Raw genomic sequence first — 18,892 nt, 5'->3', positions numbered from 1 at the left:
AGTGGTGTCCGATTCCCGTCTTGATTCACACCCGCGACCGCCCCGGTTACTGGGATAATGTGCCCGACATGTCCGGATTCAGTCCCGCGTTCGAACGCCTCGGCGCCGCCCTGGCGGCCGTCGTCCTGCAGCAGCAGGAGACGCTCGCCGAGTTCCTCCCGCGCGAGGACTGGAGCGCCGACCTCACCGCCCGCACCTACGCCAGCGGCGGCGTCACCGTCCGCGTCTCGCTGCTCGGCTCCTACGCCGCGCAGGAGCGCACCTGGCTGTGGGGATGGGCGAACCCGCAGTTCGGCGACGCCCATCCCGCGGTCGTCCCGACGCTGGCCATCCGCGCGCTCGGCGAGCGGCTCGGCATCACCGAGTTCACCACGCCCGAGGTCGACCTGTCCTGGTACGACGGGCCGGCCGGGCACGGCGGCGAGCTGATCGCGATGGCGGCGGGCGGCGTGCTGCGCGGCGCCGGCTACATCGGCGCCGGCTACGACGGCGGCTCGGCCTACCTGCACGTCGACGACCCGCAGGTGCCGGCCGCCGGCTGGGACCCGATCCCCGTCCCGCGGCTGCTGGCCGGCGCGGCGAGCCTGTTCCCGCACGAGCCGCGGCTCACCCTCGCGGGGCTGCTGTCGCACCACCGGATCGCCTACCGGCAGAGCGACGAGCTGACCGAGCTGCGGCCGCCCGGCGGCGGCGGCGCCCGCGCGCTCTTCGACGGCCTCGGCCGCTTCGTCGACTGGCAGGCCGACCGGCTCGCGCCGGCCGCCCCCGCCGCCGTCCGCGGCTGACCCCGACGGCGCCGGACGGCGGCGGACCGCACCGGTGTCCCCGCCGGTAACGGTACTGATCCGGACCGGGGCCGGCGTCGGTAGCGTCGTGCTCATGATCTACCGATTCGGAGTCCAGCTCGCCCCGTCGGCCACCGGCCTGGACGAGCTGCTGTCCCTCGCCCGCCTCGCCGACCGCGACGGCCTCGACCTGCTCGGCGTCCAGGACCACCCGTACGCCGCGGACCTCGCCGACACGTTCGCCGTCATCGCGGCCGCGCTCGCCGGCACCGAGCGGCTGCGGGTGTTCCCCGACGTGGCGTCCCTGCCGCTGCGCGGCCCGGCGATGCTCGGCAAGCAGTCCGCCACGCTCGACCTGCTCAGTCGCGGCCGCTTCGAGCTGGCGCTCGGCGCCGGGGCGTACTGGCCCGCCATCGCCGCGATGGGCGGCCCGCGGCGCACGAACCCGCAGGCCCTGGGCGCCCTTGAGGAGGCCGTCGAGATCATCCGGGCGATGTGGCGGCCGGGTGAGACCGTCCGGGTCCGCGGCGAGCACTACACCGTCGAGGGCGTCCACGCCGGGCCCGCGCCCGCGCACCCGGTCGGCATCTGGATCGGCTCGGTCGGCCCGAAGGCGCTGGCCCTCACCGGCCGGATCGGCGACGGATGGGCCGCCCCGATCCCGCACTACCTCCCGTACGAGAAGTGGCGCGAGGCGCAGGACACCATCACCCGCGCCGCGCGCGACGCCGGCCGCGACCCGTCCGCGATCACCCGGATGGCGCAGCTCGTCGGCGACGTCACCGACGCGCCCGGCCCCGTCCGGCTCCAGGGCGAGGAGCCGATCCGCACCGATGCCGCCGGCTGGGCCCGCGTCGTCGCCGACCTCGCCACCGGGACCGGCTTCGACACGTTCGTGTACTGGCCGGAGAACCCCGGCGAGGCACAGCTGCGCCGCTGGACGCAGGAGGTGGTTCCCGCCGCCCGCGCCCTGCTCGCGGAATGACCGGGGCGGGCGGCTAACCGAGGCAGGACGGGCCGAGGAGCTGCTTCAGATCGCCCATCAGCGCCGGCGACGGAGCGACGCGCAGCCGGTCGTCCAGCCGGACGACCGTGGTGCGCGGCCCGTTCTGCAGGTGCAGGTGCACCTCCGACGTGCCCGGATGGGTGACCAGCACCTCCTTCAGCCGCGACACCGTCGGCGGCGTGCAGCGGCCGAGCGGCAGCGTCACCGACAGCGGGCCGGTGCCCTCGGTGATGGTCAGGTCGGGCTGGGTGACCTCCATCGCGATGATCTTCGCGACGTCCTCGCGGCGGTCCAGCTTGCCCTTGACGATCAGGATCGCGTCCTCGGCGAGCAGCGTGGAGCACAGCTGGTACGACGACGGGAAGCACAGCACCTCGATCGAGCCGGCGAGGTCCTCCAGCTGGAACATCGCCCACGAGTTGCCCTGCTTGGTGACCTTGCGCTGCAGGCCGGACAGCAGCCCCGCGATCACCACGATCTGCCCGTCGGGCCGCTCGCCCTCGTTCAGCGAGGCGATGGTGCAGTCGGCCTCGCGCTCCAGGATGTGCTCGACGCCGAGCAGCGGGTGGTCGGAGACGTACAGGCCGAGCATCTCCCGCTCGAAGGCCAGCAGGGTGGTCTTGTCCCACTCCTCGCCCTCGGGGATCGCGACGGCGAACGCGTCCTCGCCGCCGTCCTCCTCCAGCGCACCGAACAGCGAGTCCTGCCCGACGGCCTCCTTGCGCTTGATGTCGATGACCGAGTCGATCGCCTGCTCGTGCACCATCAGCAGCGCCTTGCGCTGGTGCCCGAGCTCGTCGAACGCGCCCGCCTTGATCAGCGACTCCACCACCCGCTTGTTGCACACCTGCGGCGGGACCTTGTTGAGGAAGTCGTTGAAGTCGGTGTAGGCGCCCTTCTCCTTGCGGGCCGCGACGATCCCGTCGACCACGTTGTGGCCGACGTTGCGGACCGCCGACAGGCCGAAGCGGATCTCGGTGTCGCCGAGCGGGGTGAAGTCGGCCTCGGAGGTGTTGACGTCCGGCGGCAGGACCTTCAGCCCCATCCGGCGGCACTCCGACAGGTACAGGGCGCTCTTGTCCTTGTCGTCGCCGACGGAGGTGAGCAGGCCCGCCATGTACTCGGCCGGATAGTTCGCCTTGAGGTAGGCGGTCCAGTAGGAGACCAGGCCGTACGCGGCGGAGTGCGCCTTGTTGAACGCGTAGTCGGAGAACGGGACGAGGATGTCCCACAGCGTCTTGACGGCCTCCTTGGAGAAGCCGTTGTCGATCATCCCCTGCTCGAAGCCGACGAACTGGGCGTCCAGCTCGGCCTTCTTCTTCTTGCCCATGACGCGGCGGAGCAGGTCCGCCTTGCCGAGCGTGTAGCCCGCGACCTTCTGCGCGATCGCCATGACCTGCTCCTGGTAGACGATCAGGCCGTAGGTCGTGTCGAGGATCTCCTTCAGCGGCTCGGCCAACTCCGGGTGGATCGGGGTGATCTCCTGCTGGCCGTTCTTGCGCAGCGCGTAGTTGGTGTGGGAGTTCGCGCCCATCGGGCCCGGCCGGTACAGGGCGCCGACCGCGGAGATGTCCTCGAAGTTGTCCGGCTTCATCAGCCGCAGCAGCGAGCGCATCGGGCCGCCGTCGAACTGGAACACCCCGAGCGTGTCGCCGCGCGCCAGCAGGTCGTAGGTCGGCTGGTCGGTCAGCGGCAGCGCGAGCAGGTCGACGTCGACGCCCTTGTTCTTCTTGATCCCCTTGAGCGCGTCGTCGATGATCGTCAGGTTCCGCAGGCCCAGGAAGTCCATCTTCAGCAGGCCGAGCGTCTCGCAGGTCGGGTAGTCGAACTGCGTGATGATCGCGCCGTCGGCGTCCCGGCGCATGATCGGCACGTGGTCGGTGATCGTCTCACCGGACATGATGATCCCGGCGGCGTGCACGCCGGTCTGCCGGATCAGCCCCTCCAGGCCCTGCGCCAGATCCATGATCTGCTTGACGTCGGTCTCCTCCTCGTACAGCTTCCGCAGCTCGCCGGCCTCGCCGTAGCGCGGGTGCTTGTCGTCGAAGATGCCCGACAGCGGGATGTCCTTGCCCATGACGGCGGGCGGGAACGCCTTGGAGATCCGGTCGCCCAGCGCGTACGGGAAGCCGAGCACGCGGCCGGCGTCCTTGATGGCGGCCTTCGCCTTGATGGTGCCGAACGTGGCGATGAAGGAGACCTTGTCGGCGCCCCACTTCTCCGTCGTGTACTTGATGACCTCGGCGCGCCGGTCTTCAGGGAAGTCGATGTCGATGTCGGGCATGGACGCGCGCTCGGGGTTCAGGAACCGCTCGAAGATCAGCCCGTGCGGGATCGGGTCGAGGTCGGTGATGCCCATCGCGTAGGCGATCAGCGAGCCCGCCGCGGAGCCTCGCCCCGGGCCGACCAGGATGCCGTTCTGCTTGGCCCACATGATGAAGTCGGCGACGACGAGGAAGTAGGACGGGTACCCCTTGCCGAGGATGACGCCCATCTCGTACTCGGCCTGCTCCTTGTACCCCTCGGGCAGGCCGTCCGGGAAGCGCCGCTCCAGGCCCGCCCAGACCTCCTTGCGGAACCAGCTCTCCTCCGTCTCGCCCTCGGGGACGGGGAAGCGCGGGCTGAGGTCGCGGTGCTCGAACATCCCCGCCGGGTCGACCTTCTCGGCCAGGAGCAGCGTGTTGCGGCAGCCCTCCGCCCAGATGTCGGAGGAGTCGATGCCGCGCATCTCGTCGGCGGTCTTGAGGTAGTAGCCGGACCCGTCGAACCGGAACCGGTCGGGGTCGGCGAGCTGCTTGCCGACCTGGACGCACAGCAGCGCGTCGTGCGCGGTCGCCTCGGACTCGTGGGTGTAGTGCGAGTCGTTGGTGACGATCGGCGGGATGTTCAGCCTCTTGCTGATCTCGATCAGGCCGTCCCGGACGCGGCGCTCGATCTCCAGCCCGTGGTCCATCAGCTCGAGGTAGTAGTTGTCCTTGCCGAGGATGTCCTGGAAGTTCGCGGCGGCCTTGAGCGCCTCGTCGAACTGGCCGAGCCGCAGCCGCGTCTGGATCTTGCCGGACGGACAGCCGGTCGTGCCCATCACGCCCTCGGAGTGCTCGGCGAGCAGCTCCTCGTCCATCCGGGCGTACTTGAAGACGAACCCCTCCATGTACGCGCGGCTGGACATCTTGAACAGGTTGTGGAGCCCGTCCTTGTTGCGCGCCCACAGCGTCATGTGGTTGATCAGGCCGCCGCCGGAGACGTCGTCGCGCTTCTGGCTCGGCTCGCCCCACTGGATCTTCTTCTTGTGGAAGCGCGACTCGGGCGCCATGTACGCCTCGATGCCGATGATCGGGGTGACGCCGGCGGCGGTCGCCTGCTTGTGGAAGTCGTAGGCGCCGTGCATGTTGCCGTGGTCGGTCATCGCGATCGCCGGCATCTCCTGCCGCCCGACCTCCTCGAACATCTGCTTCAACCGGGCGGCTCCGTCGAGCATGGAGTACTCGGTGTGAACGTGCAGGTGAACGAAAGAGTCGGCCATGCCCGATGCGCCTCCTGGTGCTCGCATGCGACCGCCCACGTGCGGGGCCCGCACGTGGTCGCGTTATCGGTCCCGGGGGAAGATCGCCGTCCCGGACGGGTCGCCGGGATGACGCGGTCCTGAGAGCCTAACCCCGTCCGGGGCCGCTCCGCGCCCCGACTCGCCCAGCCGTCCCGGGGGTCACGCGCGGCATCCGCGGGAACACCCGCCGCACCCTCGCGGCCCGTCTCACGACGCGAGACGGGCGTCCGGGATTTGACTGGAGCTCACCGTCCCGCCGTATCATCGTCGCGTGGAACGTCGCCATTTCGGGTTTACCCGGCCGGCTCCGGAACAGCCGGCCGCCGCCATCACCTGAGCGACGACCCCGGAGCCGGCAAGAGCGGAGACCCACCCGGGCCTCCGCTTTTTCATGGACGCTTTTCATGGACGCGGCCCCGGGCACGCAATCCCCTGCGCGGTGCGGCCGCCCCGAGAAGGGAGACCGACATGCACGACCGGGTCATCGACGCCACCGGCGGCACCCCCGACGCCCCCGGCCCGTCCCGCCCCGCCTGCGGGACGTCCGGCGCGCCCGCGGAGCCGGCCGCGCCGCTGCTGCGCGTGTCGCTGCCGTCCGTCGAGGACCTCGGCACGGTGGCCGAGGCGCGCGCGGCGATCGACGGGCTGGACGCGGCGCTGGCCGTGCTGCTGGAGCACCGCGCCGCCGTCGCCGCGCTCGTCCAGCGGCTCAAGCCCGTCGGCGGGTTCGCCGGCCGCAGCCCCGACCGGGAGCGCGAGATCGTCGACGCGATGGCCGAGCACGCGCCCTCGCTCGGCCGCGACCGGCTCGCCACGATCATGAACGCGGTCATCGAGGCCGGCCTGGACGCCGCCGGGCGCTGACCGGCGGCCCGCGGGGCGCGCCCCGCGGGCCCGTCAGGACTCGGCGGCGACGATCTCCAGGGCGCGGGCCAGGTCGTCGGGGTAGGGGCTCTCGAACTGCACCCAGTCGCCCCGCGTCGGATGCTCGAACCCCAGCCGCGCGGCGTGCAGCCACTGCCGACGCAGCCCGAGCCGCTCGGCCAGGGTCGGGTCGGCGCCGTAGGCCATGTCGCCCGCGCAGGGATGCCGGATCGCCGACATGTGCACGCGGATCTGGTGCGTGCGGCCGGTCTCCAGGTCGATGTCCAGCAGCGTCGCCGCCCGGAACGCCTCCACCGTGTCGTAGTGCGTCACCGACGGCTTGCCGCCCGCCACGACCGCGAACCGGCCGTCGCCCGACGGGTGCCGGTCGATCGGCGCGTCGACCGTCCCGCGGAACGGGTCCGGGTGGCCCTGGACGAGCGCCTGGTAGCGCTTGTCGATGCGGCGCTCCTTGAACGCCCGCTTGAGCCGGGAGTAGGCGACCTCGCTCTTGGCGACCACCATCGCGCCGGTGGTGTTGGCGTCCAGCCGGTGGACGATCCCCTGCCGCTCGGACGCGCCGCTGGTCGCGATCGTGTGCCCGGCGCCGAGCAGCCCGCCGAGGATGGTGGGGCCCGTCCAGCCGGTCGTCGGATGCGCGGCGACGCCGATCGGCTTGTTCACCACGACGATGTCGTCGTCCTCGTAGAGGATCCCCATGCCGGGGACGGGTTCGGCGACCGGCGCGGGCGCCGCCGGCGGGGGCGGCAGCGTCACCTCCAGCCAGGCGCCCGCCTGCAGCCGCTCGGACTTGGTGGCCACCTCGCGGCCGTCCAGCAGCACGTCGCCGGCGGCGATGACCTCGGCGGCCCCGCCCCGCGACAGCCCGAACAGCCGGGCGAGCGCGGCGTCGACCCGCTCGCCCTCCAGGCCGTCGGGCACCGGGAGGCCGCGCACGTCGGCCATCAGTGCTTCTCCTCGCGCGCCGGGACGTCCCCGGTGCCGGATCCGGACGGGCCGTCGCCGGCGCGGGGGGCGCCGTCGGGGGCCGGTTCGTCCGCGGCCGGCGCCTCCGGAGCGACCTCCGCGGCGGGCGCGGGCGCCTCCGGACGCGCGGACGGCTCCGGACGCGCGGGCGGCTCAGCCGGCGCGGACGGCTCGGCGGCGGGCTCGTCCGCCTCCTCCTCGCCGTCCTTGCCCGACAGGCGCGTCCCGTCGATCTGGAGGCCGCGCGCCGCCAGCACGACGGCCAGGATCCCGCCGCAGACGATCGCCGAGTCCGCCAGGTTGAACACCGGGTAGTGCGGGAACTCGATCCAGTCGACGACGTGGCCCTTCAGCGGCGCCGGGGCCCGGAAGAGCCGGTCGATCAGGTTGCCGATCGCGCCGCCGAGCAGCAGCCCCAGGCAGGCGGCCCAGGGCAGGCTGCGCAGGTTGCGGGCGGTGCGCAGGATCGCCACCACCACGCCGCAGGCGATCACGGTGAAGACGATGGTGTAGCCGGTGCCGATCGAGAACGCGGCGCCGCTGTTGCGGGTCTCGCGCAGGGTCAGCAGCCCGCCGAGCAGCCGGACCGGCGCCCGGTCCTGCAGCGTGGCCACCACGATGGTCTTGGACACGATGTCGGCGGCGAGCGCGGCCAGGGCCACGGCGATCAGCACGCCGACACGGCGCGGCCGGGGAGGTCCCATGGACTCCCCGGCCCCTCCGTCAGGGTTCGTTTGGTCGCTCAGCGACGTTCCTCGCGTTGTTTGCATGTCACACACAGGGTCGCACGCGGGAAGACCTGAAGGCGCGCCTTGCCGATCGGCTCGACGCACGACTCGCAGGTCCCGTACGTGCCCGCTTCCATCCGCTGGACTGCCCGCTCTATCTGGGCGAGCAGGTCCTGTGAATTGTATGCGAGCGCCAACTCGTGCTCGCGCTCGTAGGTCTTGGCGCCCGCGTCGGCCTGGTCGTCCCCCGCGCCCTCGCTCATGTCGCCCTCCGCGATCTGCACCGCGGACGCCGCGATCTCCTCGCGCAGCGCGACGATCTGCTCCTGCAGCCCGGCCCGCACCTCGGCCAGCTCGGCGGCCGTCCAGTGCCCTTCGCCCTCGCGGACCGGCAGTTCCGCGGCCTTCGCCGCCGCGGCCTTGCCGTTGCCCGCCGCGCGGCCGGGCTTGGCCGCGGGCTTGGCGGCGCCGCGCTTGGCGGACGGTTTGGCGGACGGTTTGGCCGCCGCCCGCGCGCCCCCGGCGGGCCTGGTCGCGTCCTTGGCCGCCGGTGTCTTCGCCGCGCCCTGCCGCGCGCTCCGGCCCTTCGCGCCGGATGGCATCGCCTTTCCGGAGGGCACCGCCTTTCCAGCGGGCCCATTCGTTCCGGAGGGCGCCGGCTTTTCCGCGGGCGCGGCCGTTCCAGAGGGCACCGTGCCCTTCCCCGCGCCGGCCATGGTGGCCTCCTCGGCGCTGATCGCCTCGACGGGCAGTGCGGGCAGCATAAGTCCCCTTTCGCGGGCCGGGTAAACACCCTGGGTCGGTTACCGACCGCTTATGCCCGGGGCCCGCTCACAAGGAAACTCCAGCAGGTAGCAGGAGATCGCAAAGGAAGCCCATCACCCGGGTCAGGCACCGGCGAGGCGACGGCACGGCACAGGCGCGGCACCGGGAAGGCACCGGGGAGGCACCGGGGAGGCTTCGCGCGGCCGGAAAACGGGAAGAGGCCGGGGGCGGGGTGCGTTAGAGTCGGGGAAGCAGTCTTTTTTGGCAGGCCGCGATGGGGACACCTGCCGCCGTACGCAGCGATGAGCGACCCGGGGACGGTGCGAGCCCGGGGGCGAGCCCGGCGGCCTGATCACCCCGGAGCCGCCGGAGGAACCGTCCCGGACGTCCGTCCGCGGGCCCAGTAGACCCGGCAGCCGGAGACTCGAACGAAGCGGATCGCGCCGGTCCGGACGACCAGGCGGGCGCGGTCAAGGAGGGTGGTACCGCGGGTCCCCGCTCGGCCGGTCCGGGCAGGCGTCTCGTCCCTCCGGTCCACGTGCACGAGCCCACGTCGATCCGGAGGTCCGCCCAAGTGAGCCGTCAGTTCCGGCCGCTGCCCGCGCAGGTCGATCTGCCCGCCATGGAGCGGGACATGCTGCGCCGCTGGCAGGAGAGCAAGGTCTTCGAGCGGTCCCTGGAGCGCACCGCGTCCGGGACCCCCTGGGTCTTCTATGAGGGCCCGCCCACCGCGAACGGCATGCCCGGCGTCCACCACGTCGAGGCGCGCGTGTTCAAGGACATCTTCCCGCGGTTCAAGACGATGAAGGGCCACCACGTCCCCCGGAAGGCCGGCTGGGACTGCCACGGCCTGCCCGTCGAGGTCGCGGTGGAGAAGGAGCTCGGCCTCACCGGCAAGAAGGACATCGAGGAGTACGGCGTCGCGGAGTTCAACGACCGCTGCCGCGAGTCGGTCCTGCGCCATGTGGACGCGTTCGAAGAGATGACCGAGCGCATGGGCTACTGGGTCAACACCGACCAGGCGTACCGGACGATGGACCCCGAGTACGTCGAGGCCGTGTGGTGGTCCCTCAAGCAGGTCTTCGACAAGGGCCTGCTGTTCCGCGACTTCCGCATCACCCCGTACTGCCCGCGCTGCGGGACGGGCCTGTCCGACCACGAGCTGGGGCAGCCCGGCGGGTACGAGACGGTGTCGAGCCCGTCGGTGTACGTGCGGATGCCGGTCACGTCCGGCCCGCTCGCCGAGATGGGCGCCGCGCTGCTGATCTGGACGACGACGCCGTGGACGCTGGTGTCCAACACCGCCGTCGCCGTCCACCCGGACGTGACCTACGTCGCCGCACGTCCCGCCGGGTCCGACGAGGTCCTCGTGGTCGCCGAGCCGCTCGTCGACCAGGTCCTCGGCGAGGGCGCCGAGCGCCTCGCGACGTACCAGGGCCGCGAGCTGGAGCGCACCGCCTACCAGCGGCCGTTCGACCTCGTCGACATCCCGGACGCGCACTACGTCGTCCTGGGCGACTACGTGACGGTCGAGGACGGCACAGGGCTCGTCCACCAGGCGCCCGCGTTCGGCGCGGACGACATGACCGTCTGCAAGAACTACGGCATGCCGATCGTCAACCCGATCGGCCCGGACGGCCGGTTCCTCCGCGAGGTGCCGCTGGTCGGGAACAAGTTCTTCAAGGACGCCGACGAGCCGCTGACCGACGACCTGCGCGCGCGCGGGCTGCTGTTCCGCGGCGGCCACTTCGAGCACAGCTACCCGCACTGCTGGCGCTGCCACACGGCGCTGCTGTACTACGCGCTCCCCGCCTGGTACATCCGCACCACGCAGATCAAGGACCGGCTGCTCGAGGAGAACGAGAAGACGAACTGGTTCCCCGAGACCGTCAAGACGGGCCGCTACGGCGAATGGCTGCGCAACAACGTCGACTGGTCGCTGTCGCGTAGCCGCTACTGGGGCACGCCCCTGCCGCTGTGGGTGTGCGGCGACGACGAGGACCACATCACCTGCGTCGGCTCCCTCAAGGAACTGGGCGAGCTGGCCGGAAGCGACATGTCCTCGCTCGACCCGCACCGCCCCTACGTGGACGACGTGACGATCCCGTGCCCGCAATGCGGCACGGAGGCGCGCCGCGTCCCCGACGTCATCGACGCCTGGTACGACTCGGGCTCCATGCCGTTCGCGCAGTGGGGCGCGCCGCACCGCAACAACGACGTCTTCGAGAACACCTACCCCGCCCAGTACATCTGCGAGGCGCAGGATCAGACCCGCGGCTGGTTCTACTCCCTCATGGCGGTCGGGACGCTGGTGTTCGACAAGTCGTCCTACGAGAACGTCCTGTGCCTCGGCCTCATCCTCGCCGAGGACGGCCGCAAGATGAGCAAGCACCTCGGCAACGTGCTCCGGCCCATCCCGCTGATGGACCAGCACGGCGCCGACGCGCTGCGCTGGTTCATGCTCGCCAACGGCCTGCCCTGGGCGTCCCGCAGGGTCGGCAACCCCGCCCTGGAGGAGATCGTCCGGAAGGTCCTGCTCACCTACTGGAACACCGCGTCCTTCTTCGTCCTCTACGCGAACGCGGCGCAGGCCCAGGGCAAGGCGTGGACGCCGGACCGGCTCGGTGAGGCGCCCGCACCCGCCGACCGCCCGCTCCTGGACCGCTGGGCGCTCGCTGAACTGCACCGCACCGTCCGCGAGGTGGACACCTCGCTGGAGCAGTTCGACACCGCCCGCGCGGGCCGCCGCCTCGCCGAGTTCATCGACGACCTGTCCAACTGGTACGTCCGCCGGTCCCGGCGCCGCTTCTGGGAGGGCCCCGAGACGCCCGAGGGCGCCTCGGCGTTCGCGACGCTCTACGAGTGCCTGGAGACCCTCACCCGCCTCATGGCGCCGATGGTCCCGTTCATCACCGACCACGTGTGGGACGTCATCCGGCCCGAGGGCGGCCCCGAGTCGGTGCACCTCGCCGACTTCCCCGCGGTCGACGAGGACCTGCTCGACGCCGACCTGACCGCGCAGATGGCGCTCGTCCGGCGGCTGGTCGAGCTCGGCCGGTCCGCGCGCGCCGCCAGCGGCGTCCGCACCCGCCAGCCGCTCGGCCGCGCCCTCGTCGGCGCCGCCGGCTGGGCCGCGCTGCCCGGGCAGCTGCGCGCGCAGATCGCCGAGGAGCTGAACGTCCAGGCGTTCGAGGAGCTGTCCTCCATCGGCGGCGACCTCGTCGAGTACGAGGTCAAGCCGAACTTCCGCGAGCTCGGCAAGCGGTACGCCAAGGACACCCCGAAGGTCGCCAAGGCCGTCACCTCCGCCGACCCCGCCGCGCTCGTGCACGCGCTGCGCGACGCCGGCGCCGCCGAGGTCGACGCCGAGGGCGTCGGCGCGGTGAGCCTGTCCCCCGGCGACGTCGTCGTCACCGAGCGGCCGCGCAGCGGCTGGGCCGTCGAGAGCGCCGCGGGCGAGACGATCGCCCTCGACCTCACCGTCACCGCCGAGCTGCGCCGCGCCGGGCTCGTCCGGGAGGCCGTCCGGCTCGTCCAGGAGGCCCGCAAGGCCGCCGGGCTGGACGTCACCGACCGGATCGAGCTGTGGTGGCAGGCCGCCGGCGACGACCTCGCCGAGGCGCTGCGCGCCCACGGCGACGAGGTCGGCGCCGAGGTCCTCGCCACGTCCGTCACCGAGGGCCGTCCCGAGGGCCTCACCGCCGGCCGCGACGACGAGCTGGGCCTGTCCTACTGGCTGCGGAAGAGCTAGCCCGGCGACGCACCCTGGGGCGAGAGGCCGTCGGGCCTGCTCGCGACCGGGGTCCGGTCCGGGGACCCGTTCCCGGACCGGACCCCGGTCGCGGCGCGACACGTCCGGTTCCTCGCGACACATCGCGTTGGCGGCGCCCCGTTTGCGATGATGGTCCCGTGAACCTTCCCGAGCAGCCCTCCGAGCCCGACTCTCCCGCGCGCATGCGCGCCTCGGACGCCGACCGCGACCAGGTCGCCGACCGTCTGCGCGAGGCCCTCGCGGAGGGCCGCATCACGCCGGAGGAGCACGCCGAGCGCATCGACGCCGTCTACAACGCCAAGACCTACGCCGACCTCGACCCGCTCCTCGCCGACCTGCCGTCCGAGCAGGCGCCGCGGCCCAAGGTCCGCCTGCAGAAGGACGAGACGCCGCTCCCGCCGCCCGTCCGGCAGTCCTCCAGCCTCGTGGCGATCTTCAGCGGGGTGAGCCGCAAGGGGCGCTGGCTGGTCGAGCCGACCACCAACGTCTCCTGCGTGTTCGGGGGCGCCGACCTGGACTTCCGGCAGGCCGTGCTCAGCCAGGGCGAGGTCACCGTGAACATCAGCTGCCTGTTCGGCGGCGTCGACATCACGGTGCCGCCCGGCGTGCGGGTGACCAACTCCGCCGCGATGGTGTTCGGCGGCGCCGACCTGCCCGACGACGTCATCGACCCGGACGCGCCGCTGATCCGGCTGACCGGCATGGTCATCTTCGGCGGGGTCAACGTGCGGCGCCGCGAGATCGGCGAGCGGCCCTCCCGGCACGACCGGCACCTGGAGCGCCACCGGCGGCACCTCGAGAAGATGGAGGAGCACCACGAGCGCATGCTGGAGCACCACGAGGAGATGCACCGCCGCCGCGACGAGCGCCGCGAGCGGCTCCGCGAGCTGCGCGCCGAACGCCGCCGCCACCGCTGACCGGCACGTACCGGGCGGGCGATTCACCCCACCGCTCCCCCGCGGCGTCCGGCGGCCCGGCGCACGCTGAAGCCGCTTGGAGACGACCGCGACGGCTCGCCCGCCGTCGCCGCCCTCAGCGCCGCGAGCGCGCGGCGCCGGCACGAGGGCGAACGGAAACGACGCGGCGATCGCCGCGTCGTCCGGTGAAGAAGGACGCCCCCGGAGCCGGGGGCGCCGCGATCAGTCCCGTGCGTGCTCGCGGTCGGGCTGGCAGACCAGGCAGGGCGTGCAGCCGCGCGCCTTCGCCTCGGCGCGCGACAGCGCCTCCAGGTCGTCCGCCTCGTCGCCGATGTCCTCGATCAGCGCGCAGTCGGTGCGGTGGTATCGCTTGGTGCCGCTGAGGATGCGGACCTGCGGGCCGTCGTCGTCGGCGGCGGCGTCCTCGTCCGGCTCGTCGGCCTCGGCGGGCCGTTCCTCGGCGGCCGGCTCGGACGGCGCGGCGGGCTCGGGGACGGGCGCGTCCTCGGCGTCGCGGGGACGCGGCGCGGCCGTCTCGCCCAGGTTCAGCGGGTCGGACCCGAAGTCCGCGGTGACGTCGGTCGGCGCGGATCCGGCCGCTGCGGGCCGCTCGTCCGCGGCCGCGGCCTCCGGCTCGGGCTCGGGCGCTTCGGCCGCCTGCGGCTCGGCGGCGGGCTCCTCGGCCCGCTCCGGCTCCCGCGGCGCCAGGCCGGCGACGGGGATGTCCGTCAGCGTCGGCCCGGCGGGGCTCCGGTACGGGGCGGGCTCCGGCTCCGGCTCCGGCTCCGGGTCGGGATCGGCCGGCGAGGACGACCAGGCGGACGGCGTGCGGCCGGCCGCCGGCTCCTCGTGGCGCTCACCCGACGGGCGGGCGGTCTCGGCGGACTCCTCCGGCGCCCCGACGCGCGGGATCTCCGCGGTCCGGTCGAACGGCGCGGGCGCGGCGTGCGGGACGGGCGCGGCGGCGGGCGCCGGCTTGGCCAACCCGGCCAGGCCGCCGTCCGGGCTCGGCGACGGGGAGCGGTCCACACCGGGCGAGGCGAGTCCAGGGCCGTCCACGACCGTCCTGCCCAGGTCCGGTGACCCGGGGCCCGACGCCTTGGCGCGCGCCGCCAGTGCGGTGTCGGGCATGCAGGCGGTGCAGGGGCTGAACCCCTCTTCCTTCGCCTCGGCGTAGGTGAGCTCCTCGGTGTCGCGCCCGGCGAGCTGCCGGCACGTGTCGAGGTGGTAGCGCTTGCGGCCGCGCACGACGTGCACCAGGGCGTCGTCGGGCACGTCCACGGGCTGGACGGGGAGATCGAGCTCGTCGTCGGGCTCGGCGGGGGCGTCCGCGAGCGGACGGGACGCCGCGGGCGCGCCGGCCGCGCTCTTGGCGGCGGGGACCGGCGGAGCCGGCCGCTGGCGCTTGCCCTTCCTGCCCTTCCTGGCCGGCGCGGCGGGGGCGCCGCTGCCGAAAAGCTCCCTGCGGCGCAGGAACACCCCGATGGCCAGGCACAGCGCCGAGACGATGCTGACGGCGATCGATATGTAGATCACCACCAGCGCGTCCAGGCCGAAGACCTGTGCGCTGTCTCCGTTGCCCGCGACGATTCCCGCAACCAGCAGGGCGATCGCCGCCACCACGAGAACGCCACTCAGGATGATCACAGGGTCTCTCCCCCTCGTTCGGACCGCTCGGCTCCGGGCCGCCCTTCAGGCCCGTGCCGCCACGCAGCATCTCTCCCGATCAACCGGACCCGGCCGACCTCCCGGGCCGCCCGGACGGCGACGATGCCATCCTCGGCGCGGCGATCGGGACGACACTATCGCCTGCGGTGCCCGCGTCAGCGCCTCTCGTGCGGCGGGTTGTCACCGCCGCCGGAGTGGAACGCGCCCGTCGCCGAGTGCTGCACCTGCTGGGTGTGCTCGGCGGGCGACGGGAACGCGGGACCGGCCGGGCCGGGGCCGCCGTTGCGGTTCTCGGCGTGCGGCGGCAGCGCGTTCTGCGGGCCCGTCTGCGGCCCGCCCTGCGGAACCGGCGGCTGCGGGCTCGGGGACTGCGACATCGCCTGCGCCGCGCCCGGGACGGCGGCGAACGCGCCGGTCTCGGTGCTGCCGGCCTCCAGGTCGCGCAGCTGGCCCTCGAGGTAGACCTTCAGGCGGCTGCGGTACTCGCGCTCGAAGGCGCGCAGGTTGTCGACCTCGCGCTCGAGCTCCTCGCGCTGCTGCACGAGCGAGCCCATGACCTGGCGGTGCCGCTCCTGGGCGTCGCGGTCGAGGGCCTCGGCGCGGGACCGGGCCTCGCTGACGATCTGGTCGGCCTGCCGGCGGGCCTTGCCGAGGATCTCCTCGGCCTCGCGGCGCGCGCGGCCGAGCGTCTCGTCGGCCTCGCGGCGCGCGTCGGCGATCGCCTGGTCGGCGGTCTGCTGCGCCAGCGCGAGCACGCGCGCGGCGGTGTCCATGTTGTCCTCGCCGGTGGGCGCGGGCGCCATGCCGAGGCCCAGGGGGACGGGCTCCGGCTCGGGCTGCGGCTGCGGCTCGGGGCGGGGAGGCTCGGGGATCTTCTGGACGTCCGGCTTGGGCTCCACGATGGGGGCGGCCATGGCGGGAACCTTGCCACGGAGGCACTCGGCCAGCTTGGCCCGCAGCTCCTCGTTCTCCTGGATGAGGCGGTCGAGCTCGGCCTCGACCTCGTCGAGGAAGGCGTCCACCTCCTCCTCGTCGTACCCCGGCCTCAGCCTGGTGGTACTGAACTGCTTGTTCCGCACATCGGCGGGTGTCAGCGGCATGTTCGTCTCCTTGGCGCGCTTGGAGTCTGTCCCAAAGGACGGTATCCGATCAGAGCCTCTGCACGAAGATGATCAAGACCCAGACCACAAGGATGAGGAAGGTGAAACTGAGGTCCAGCGCCACGTTACCCAGCCGTATGGGAGGGATGAAACGCCTCAGCAGCTTTAGCGGCGGATCGGTGATGGTGTAGGTCGCCTCGGCGATCACGAGCACCACCCCTCTGGGACGCCACTGCCTGGCGAACGACTGCAGCACCTCCAGGATCAGCCTGCCGATCAAGAACAGCAGGAAGATGTACAGGAGGTACGTCAGCACCTGTCCAACGATGTTCACGGACACTCTCGCATGTGGCTGTCAGCTTTGGTTGAAGAACCCTCGTTCTGCCATCCGGGCCTTGTCCTCCGCCGTCACCTCCACGTTGGCGGGCGACAGGAGGAACACCTTGTTGGTAACACGCTCGATGCTCCCGTGCAGGCCGAACACGAGACCCGCCGCGAAGTCGACGAGCCGCTTGGCGTCGCTGTCGACCATCTCGGTCAGATTCATGATCACCGGGGTGCCCTCACGGAAGTGCTCCCCGATGGTCCTCGCCTCGTTGTAGGTCCTAGGGTGCAGCGTAGTGATGCGCGCAAGGTCGGTGGTACCGGACTCGTAGAGCGCCACGGAGCGTCGCTCCGCCGGCGACGCCGCGTGATGATCGCGTTCGCGGTCCGCGGCCTCCTCGGCTCGGGTAAGCTGACCGCCGGATTCGTCCTCGCGGCGGCGCCCCTGGCCGGGGTCGGTCTCGTCGTCGTAGGGCTCGTAGTCGTACTCGTCGCCGTACTTGTCGTCGTAGCGGTCGTCCTCCACCAGGCCGAGGTAGACCGCCATCTTGCGCATCGCGCTGGCCATACGCCCCTCCGTGTCCTGTGGCCGCGGCACCCGGCGCCCGCGGCGCCGCTGGACCGATCCGTCTACGTGGCCCGCGTTCCGGCAGGTACCACTCCCGGGACATTACCTGACGATTGCCCGTCGGCCGCCGAGCAACGCCGTACCGATCCGCAGGTGTGTCGCGCCACACGCGATCGCCTGCTCCAGATCACCGCTCATGCCCGCAGAGACGATCCGGGCGTCCGGATGGTTCCGCCGCAGATCCGCCGAGACCGCCGCGAGCCGCTCGAACGCGGGCAGCGGGTCGGCGCCGAGCGGCGCGACGGCCATCAGCCCGCCGAGCCGCAGGCCGGCGGCCCCGGCGATCGCGTCGGCGAGGGCCGGCACCTCGGCCGGGGACGCGCCGCCCCGGTGCTCGGCCTCGTCCAGCGAGACCTGGACGAGGCAGCGCAGCGTGCGGCCGTCGCGGGCGGCGGCGTCCGACAGCGCGGTGACGAGCCGGGCCCGGTCGACCGAGTGCACGACGTCGGCGTAGGAGGCGACGGCGCGGGCCTTGTTGGTCTGCAGCCGGCCGACGAAATGCCAGGTGAGCGGCAGGTCGGCGCATTCGGCCGCCTTGGGCCGCGCCTCCTGGTCGCGGTTCTCGCCGACCTCGGTGAGGCCGAGTCCGGCCAGCAGCCGCACGTCGGAGGCGGGGAAGGTCTTGGTCACCGCGATCAGGGCGACCTCCGCCGCGTCGCGTCCGGCGGCGGCGCAGGCGGCGTCGATGCGGCCGCGCAGTTCGGCGAGGCTCTCGGCGAGTTCGGCGCGCCGCTCGTCCGGGCTCAGCGGACTCCCCGTCCCGTCGGCGGTCACGCGTCGCCCTCCGGCCGCGGGTCCCCGCCCGCGCCGGGCCCGTCGTCGAGCCAGACGAATCCGGCGAACCGGCCGGTGCGGCCGTCGCGGCGGTAGGAGAAGAGGCCGGGCGTCTGGATGGTGCAGCGCGGGTCGACGCGGACGTCGTCCACCCCGCCCGCGGCGAGCTGCGCGACGATCCCGGCGCGGATGTCGAGGCCCGGGGTGCCCCGCGACGTCGTGGCGTGCGCGGCGGGCACCACGGCGGCGACCTCCTCGCGCATCTCCGCGGGCACCTCGTAGCAGCCGCCGCACGCGGCGGGGCCGATCGCGGCGCGGATGCGGGCGGGGTCGGCGCCGCGCTCGCACATCGCCTTCACCAGCGCGGGGACGACGCCGGCGGCGGTGCCGGGGCGGCCGGAGTGGGCCGCGCCCGCCACGCCCGCGGCGGGGTCGGCCAGCAGGACGGGGGCGCAGTCGGCGACGAGGACCGCGAGGACCAGGCCGGGGACGGTGGTGACGACCGCGTCGACCGGGCCGTGGTCGCCGGCGGCGCCGCCGGCGGGGGCGGGGGCGGTGACGAACGCGACGTCGGCGCCGTGCACCTGCCGCATCCAGACGGTGCGGTCGGGGTCGGCGCCGAGCGCGGCGGCGGCGCGCCGCCGGTTCGCGGCGACGGCGGCGGGGTCGTCGCCGACCGCGCCGCCGAGGTTCAGGGAGTCGTAGGGGGCCGTGCTCACGCCGCCGGACCGCCCGGTGAAGGCGGCGCCGACGCCGTCGCCCAGGGCGACGGTGGTGATCACTTCAGGAAGTCGGGCACGTCGAGGTCGTCGTCCTCGTCGAACACGACCGGGCGGCGGCGGCCGCCAGCGGGGGCGGGGCCGCCGTCGTTCTCGCCGGCGTGCACCCGGGACGGGGTCGAGTCGGCGGACGGGCGCGGCGCGGGGGCGCGCGAGCCGGCGTCGGCCTGGTCGCGGTCGGCGGGCTGCAGCGCGGGCGCCTCGGCGCGGGCGGGCTCGGCGCGGGCCGGGTCGCCGGGCGGCGAGCCGCC

General features: G+C 73.2%; 15 protein-coding genes and 1 pseudogene. 5 read left to right on the top strand and 11 right to left on the bottom strand.

The window, feature by feature from the left end; genetic code table 11:
• Positions 1-68: 68 nt before the first annotated feature.
• Together J4709_RS50860 and J4709_RS50855 are read left to right on the top strand one after the other, a co-directional pair.
• Entirely contained in the window at positions 69-785 is a 717-nt protein-coding gene (locus tag J4709_RS50860; protein ID WP_208252737.1) for a DUF6882 domain-containing protein, read from the top strand.
• A 94-nt stretch (positions 786-879) separates the two neighbouring features.
• Entirely contained in the window at positions 880-1,770 is an 891-nt protein-coding gene (locus J4709_RS50855) for an LLM class flavin-dependent oxidoreductase (protein WP_208252736.1), read from the top strand.
• A 13-nt stretch (positions 1,771-1,783) separates the two neighbouring features.
• On the opposite strand, the gene dnaE is transcribed toward J4709_RS50855, so the two are convergent.
• On the bottom strand, positions 1,784-5,314 hold the full coding sequence (dnaE, locus tag J4709_RS50850) for a DNA polymerase III subunit alpha (protein WP_208252735.1): 3,531 nt from the start codon (positions 5,312-5,314) through the stop codon (positions 1,784-1,786).
• A 489-nt stretch (positions 5,315-5,803) separates the two neighbouring features.
• Between dnaE and J4709_RS50845 the strand changes: the two genes are divergently transcribed.
• A complete protein-coding gene (locus J4709_RS50845) occupies positions 5,804-6,199 on the top strand; it encodes a chorismate mutase (protein WP_208252734.1) in 396 nt (131 codons plus the stop codon).
• Positions 6,200-6,232: 33 nt separating this feature from the next.
• Here the strand turns inward: J4709_RS50845 and J4709_RS50840 are convergent, their stop codons facing one another.
• From J4709_RS50840 to J4709_RS54385, 3 genes are read right to left on the bottom strand one after another with little or no spacing between them, the layout of a single operon-like run.
• Positions 6,233-7,165 (bottom strand): RluA family pseudouridine synthase, encoded by a 933-nt coding sequence (locus tag J4709_RS50840; protein WP_208252733.1) that lies wholly within the window; start codon positions 7,163-7,165, stop codon positions 6,233-6,235.
• Positions 7,165-7,890, bottom strand: coding sequence for a signal peptidase II (lspA, locus tag J4709_RS55315; RefSeq protein WP_269757696.1), 726 nt, complete (start codon positions 7,888-7,890; stop codon positions 7,165-7,167). The genes J4709_RS50840 and lspA overlap by 1 nt, the downstream gene beginning before the upstream one ends.
• 38 nt (positions 7,891-7,928) lie before the next feature.
• Entirely contained in the window at positions 7,929-8,309 is a 381-nt protein-coding gene (locus J4709_RS54385) for a TraR/DksA family transcriptional regulator (protein WP_232385347.1), read from the bottom strand.
• 944 nt (positions 8,310-9,253) lie between these two features.
• On the opposite strand from J4709_RS54385, the gene ileS reads away from it, so the two are divergent.
• The gene (gene ileS, locus J4709_RS50825; RefSeq protein WP_208252731.1) at positions 9,254-12,430 is read left to right on the top strand and encodes an isoleucine--tRNA ligase; all 3,177 of its coding nucleotides are present in this window, start codon (positions 9,254-9,256) and stop codon (positions 12,428-12,430) included.
• A 158-nt stretch (positions 12,431-12,588) separates the two neighbouring features.
• Positions 12,589-13,368 (top strand): DUF1707 SHOCT-like domain-containing protein, encoded by a 780-nt coding sequence (locus J4709_RS50820; protein WP_307802157.1) that lies wholly within the window; start codon positions 12,589-12,591, stop codon positions 13,366-13,368.
• 222 nt (positions 13,369-13,590) lie between these two features.
• On the opposite strand, the gene J4709_RS50815 is transcribed toward J4709_RS50820, so the two are convergent.
• The 7 genes and pseudogenes from J4709_RS50815 to J4709_RS50785 all read right to left on the bottom strand — a co-directional run.
• Positions 13,591-15,015 (bottom strand): hypothetical protein, encoded by a 1,425-nt coding sequence (locus J4709_RS50815; RefSeq protein ID WP_208252730.1) that lies wholly within the window; start codon positions 15,013-15,015, stop codon positions 13,591-13,593.
• A 176-nt stretch (positions 15,016-15,191) separates the two neighbouring features.
• Positions 15,192-16,136, bottom strand: a complete 945-nt coding sequence (locus J4709_RS50810; protein ID WP_173100066.1) for a DivIVA domain-containing protein — start codon at positions 16,134-16,136, stop codon at positions 15,192-15,194.
• Between the two features lie 49 nt (positions 16,137-16,185).
• Complete coding sequence (locus J4709_RS50805; protein ID WP_173100065.1) at positions 16,186-16,470, bottom strand: YggT family protein; 285 nt, start codon at positions 16,468-16,470, stop codon at positions 16,186-16,188.
• 21 nt (positions 16,471-16,491) lie between these two features.
• A complete protein-coding gene (locus J4709_RS50800) occupies positions 16,492-17,028 on the bottom strand; it encodes a cell division protein SepF (RefSeq protein WP_173100064.1) in 537 nt (178 codons plus the stop codon).
• Positions 17,029-17,130: 102 nt separating this feature from the next.
• Positions 17,131-17,862 (bottom strand): YggS family pyridoxal phosphate-dependent enzyme, encoded by a 732-nt coding sequence (locus tag J4709_RS50795; RefSeq protein WP_372442249.1) that lies wholly within the window; start codon positions 17,860-17,862, stop codon positions 17,131-17,133.
• A complete protein-coding gene (gene pgeF, locus J4709_RS50790; protein WP_208252729.1) occupies positions 17,859-18,644 on the bottom strand; it encodes a peptidoglycan editing factor PgeF in 786 nt (261 codons plus the stop codon). Before pgeF ends, J4709_RS50795 begins: the two co-directional genes overlap by 4 nt.
• A pseudogene (locus tag J4709_RS50785) lies at positions 18,641-18,892 on the bottom strand (cell division protein FtsZ); the annotation flags it as partial. The gene pgeF and the pseudogene J4709_RS50785, both read right to left, overlap by 4 nt.

The sequence above is a fragment of the Actinomadura violacea genome (assembly GCF_017573465.1).
Lineage (GTDB): Bacteria > Actinomycetota > Actinomycetes > Streptosporangiales > Streptosporangiaceae > Spirillospora > Spirillospora violacea.
This window is presented reverse-complemented; position numbering and strand designations above follow the sequence as displayed.

Bases quoted from the DNA above. Each gene is read 5' to 3' on its own strand.
- J4709_RS50860 (WP_208252737.1), top strand. From the start codon at position 69: ATGTCCGGATTCAGTCCCGCGTTCGAACGCCTCGGCGCCGCCCTGGCG.
- J4709_RS50855 (WP_208252736.1), top strand. From the start codon at position 880: ATGATCTACCGATTCGGAGTCCAGCTCGCCCCGTCGGCCACCGGCCTG.
- dnaE (WP_208252735.1), bottom strand. From the start codon at position 5,314: ATGGCCGACTCTTTCGTTCACCTGCACGTTCACACCGAGTACTCCATG.
- J4709_RS50845 (WP_208252734.1), top strand. From the start codon at position 5,804: ATGCACGACCGGGTCATCGACGCCACCGGCGGCACCCCCGACGCCCCC.
- J4709_RS50840 (WP_208252733.1), bottom strand. From the start codon at position 7,165: ATGGCCGACGTGCGCGGCCTCCCGGTGCCCGACGGCCTGGAGGGCGAG.
- lspA (WP_269757696.1), bottom strand. From the start codon at position 7,890: ATGGGACCTCCCCGGCCGCGCCGTGTCGGCGTGCTGATCGCCGTGGCC.
- J4709_RS50810 (WP_173100066.1), bottom strand. From the start codon at position 16,136: ATGCCGCTGACACCCGCCGATGTGCGGAACAAGCAGTTCAGTACCACC.
- J4709_RS50800 (WP_173100064.1), bottom strand. From the start codon at position 17,028: ATGGCCAGCGCGATGCGCAAGATGGCGGTCTACCTCGGCCTGGTGGAG.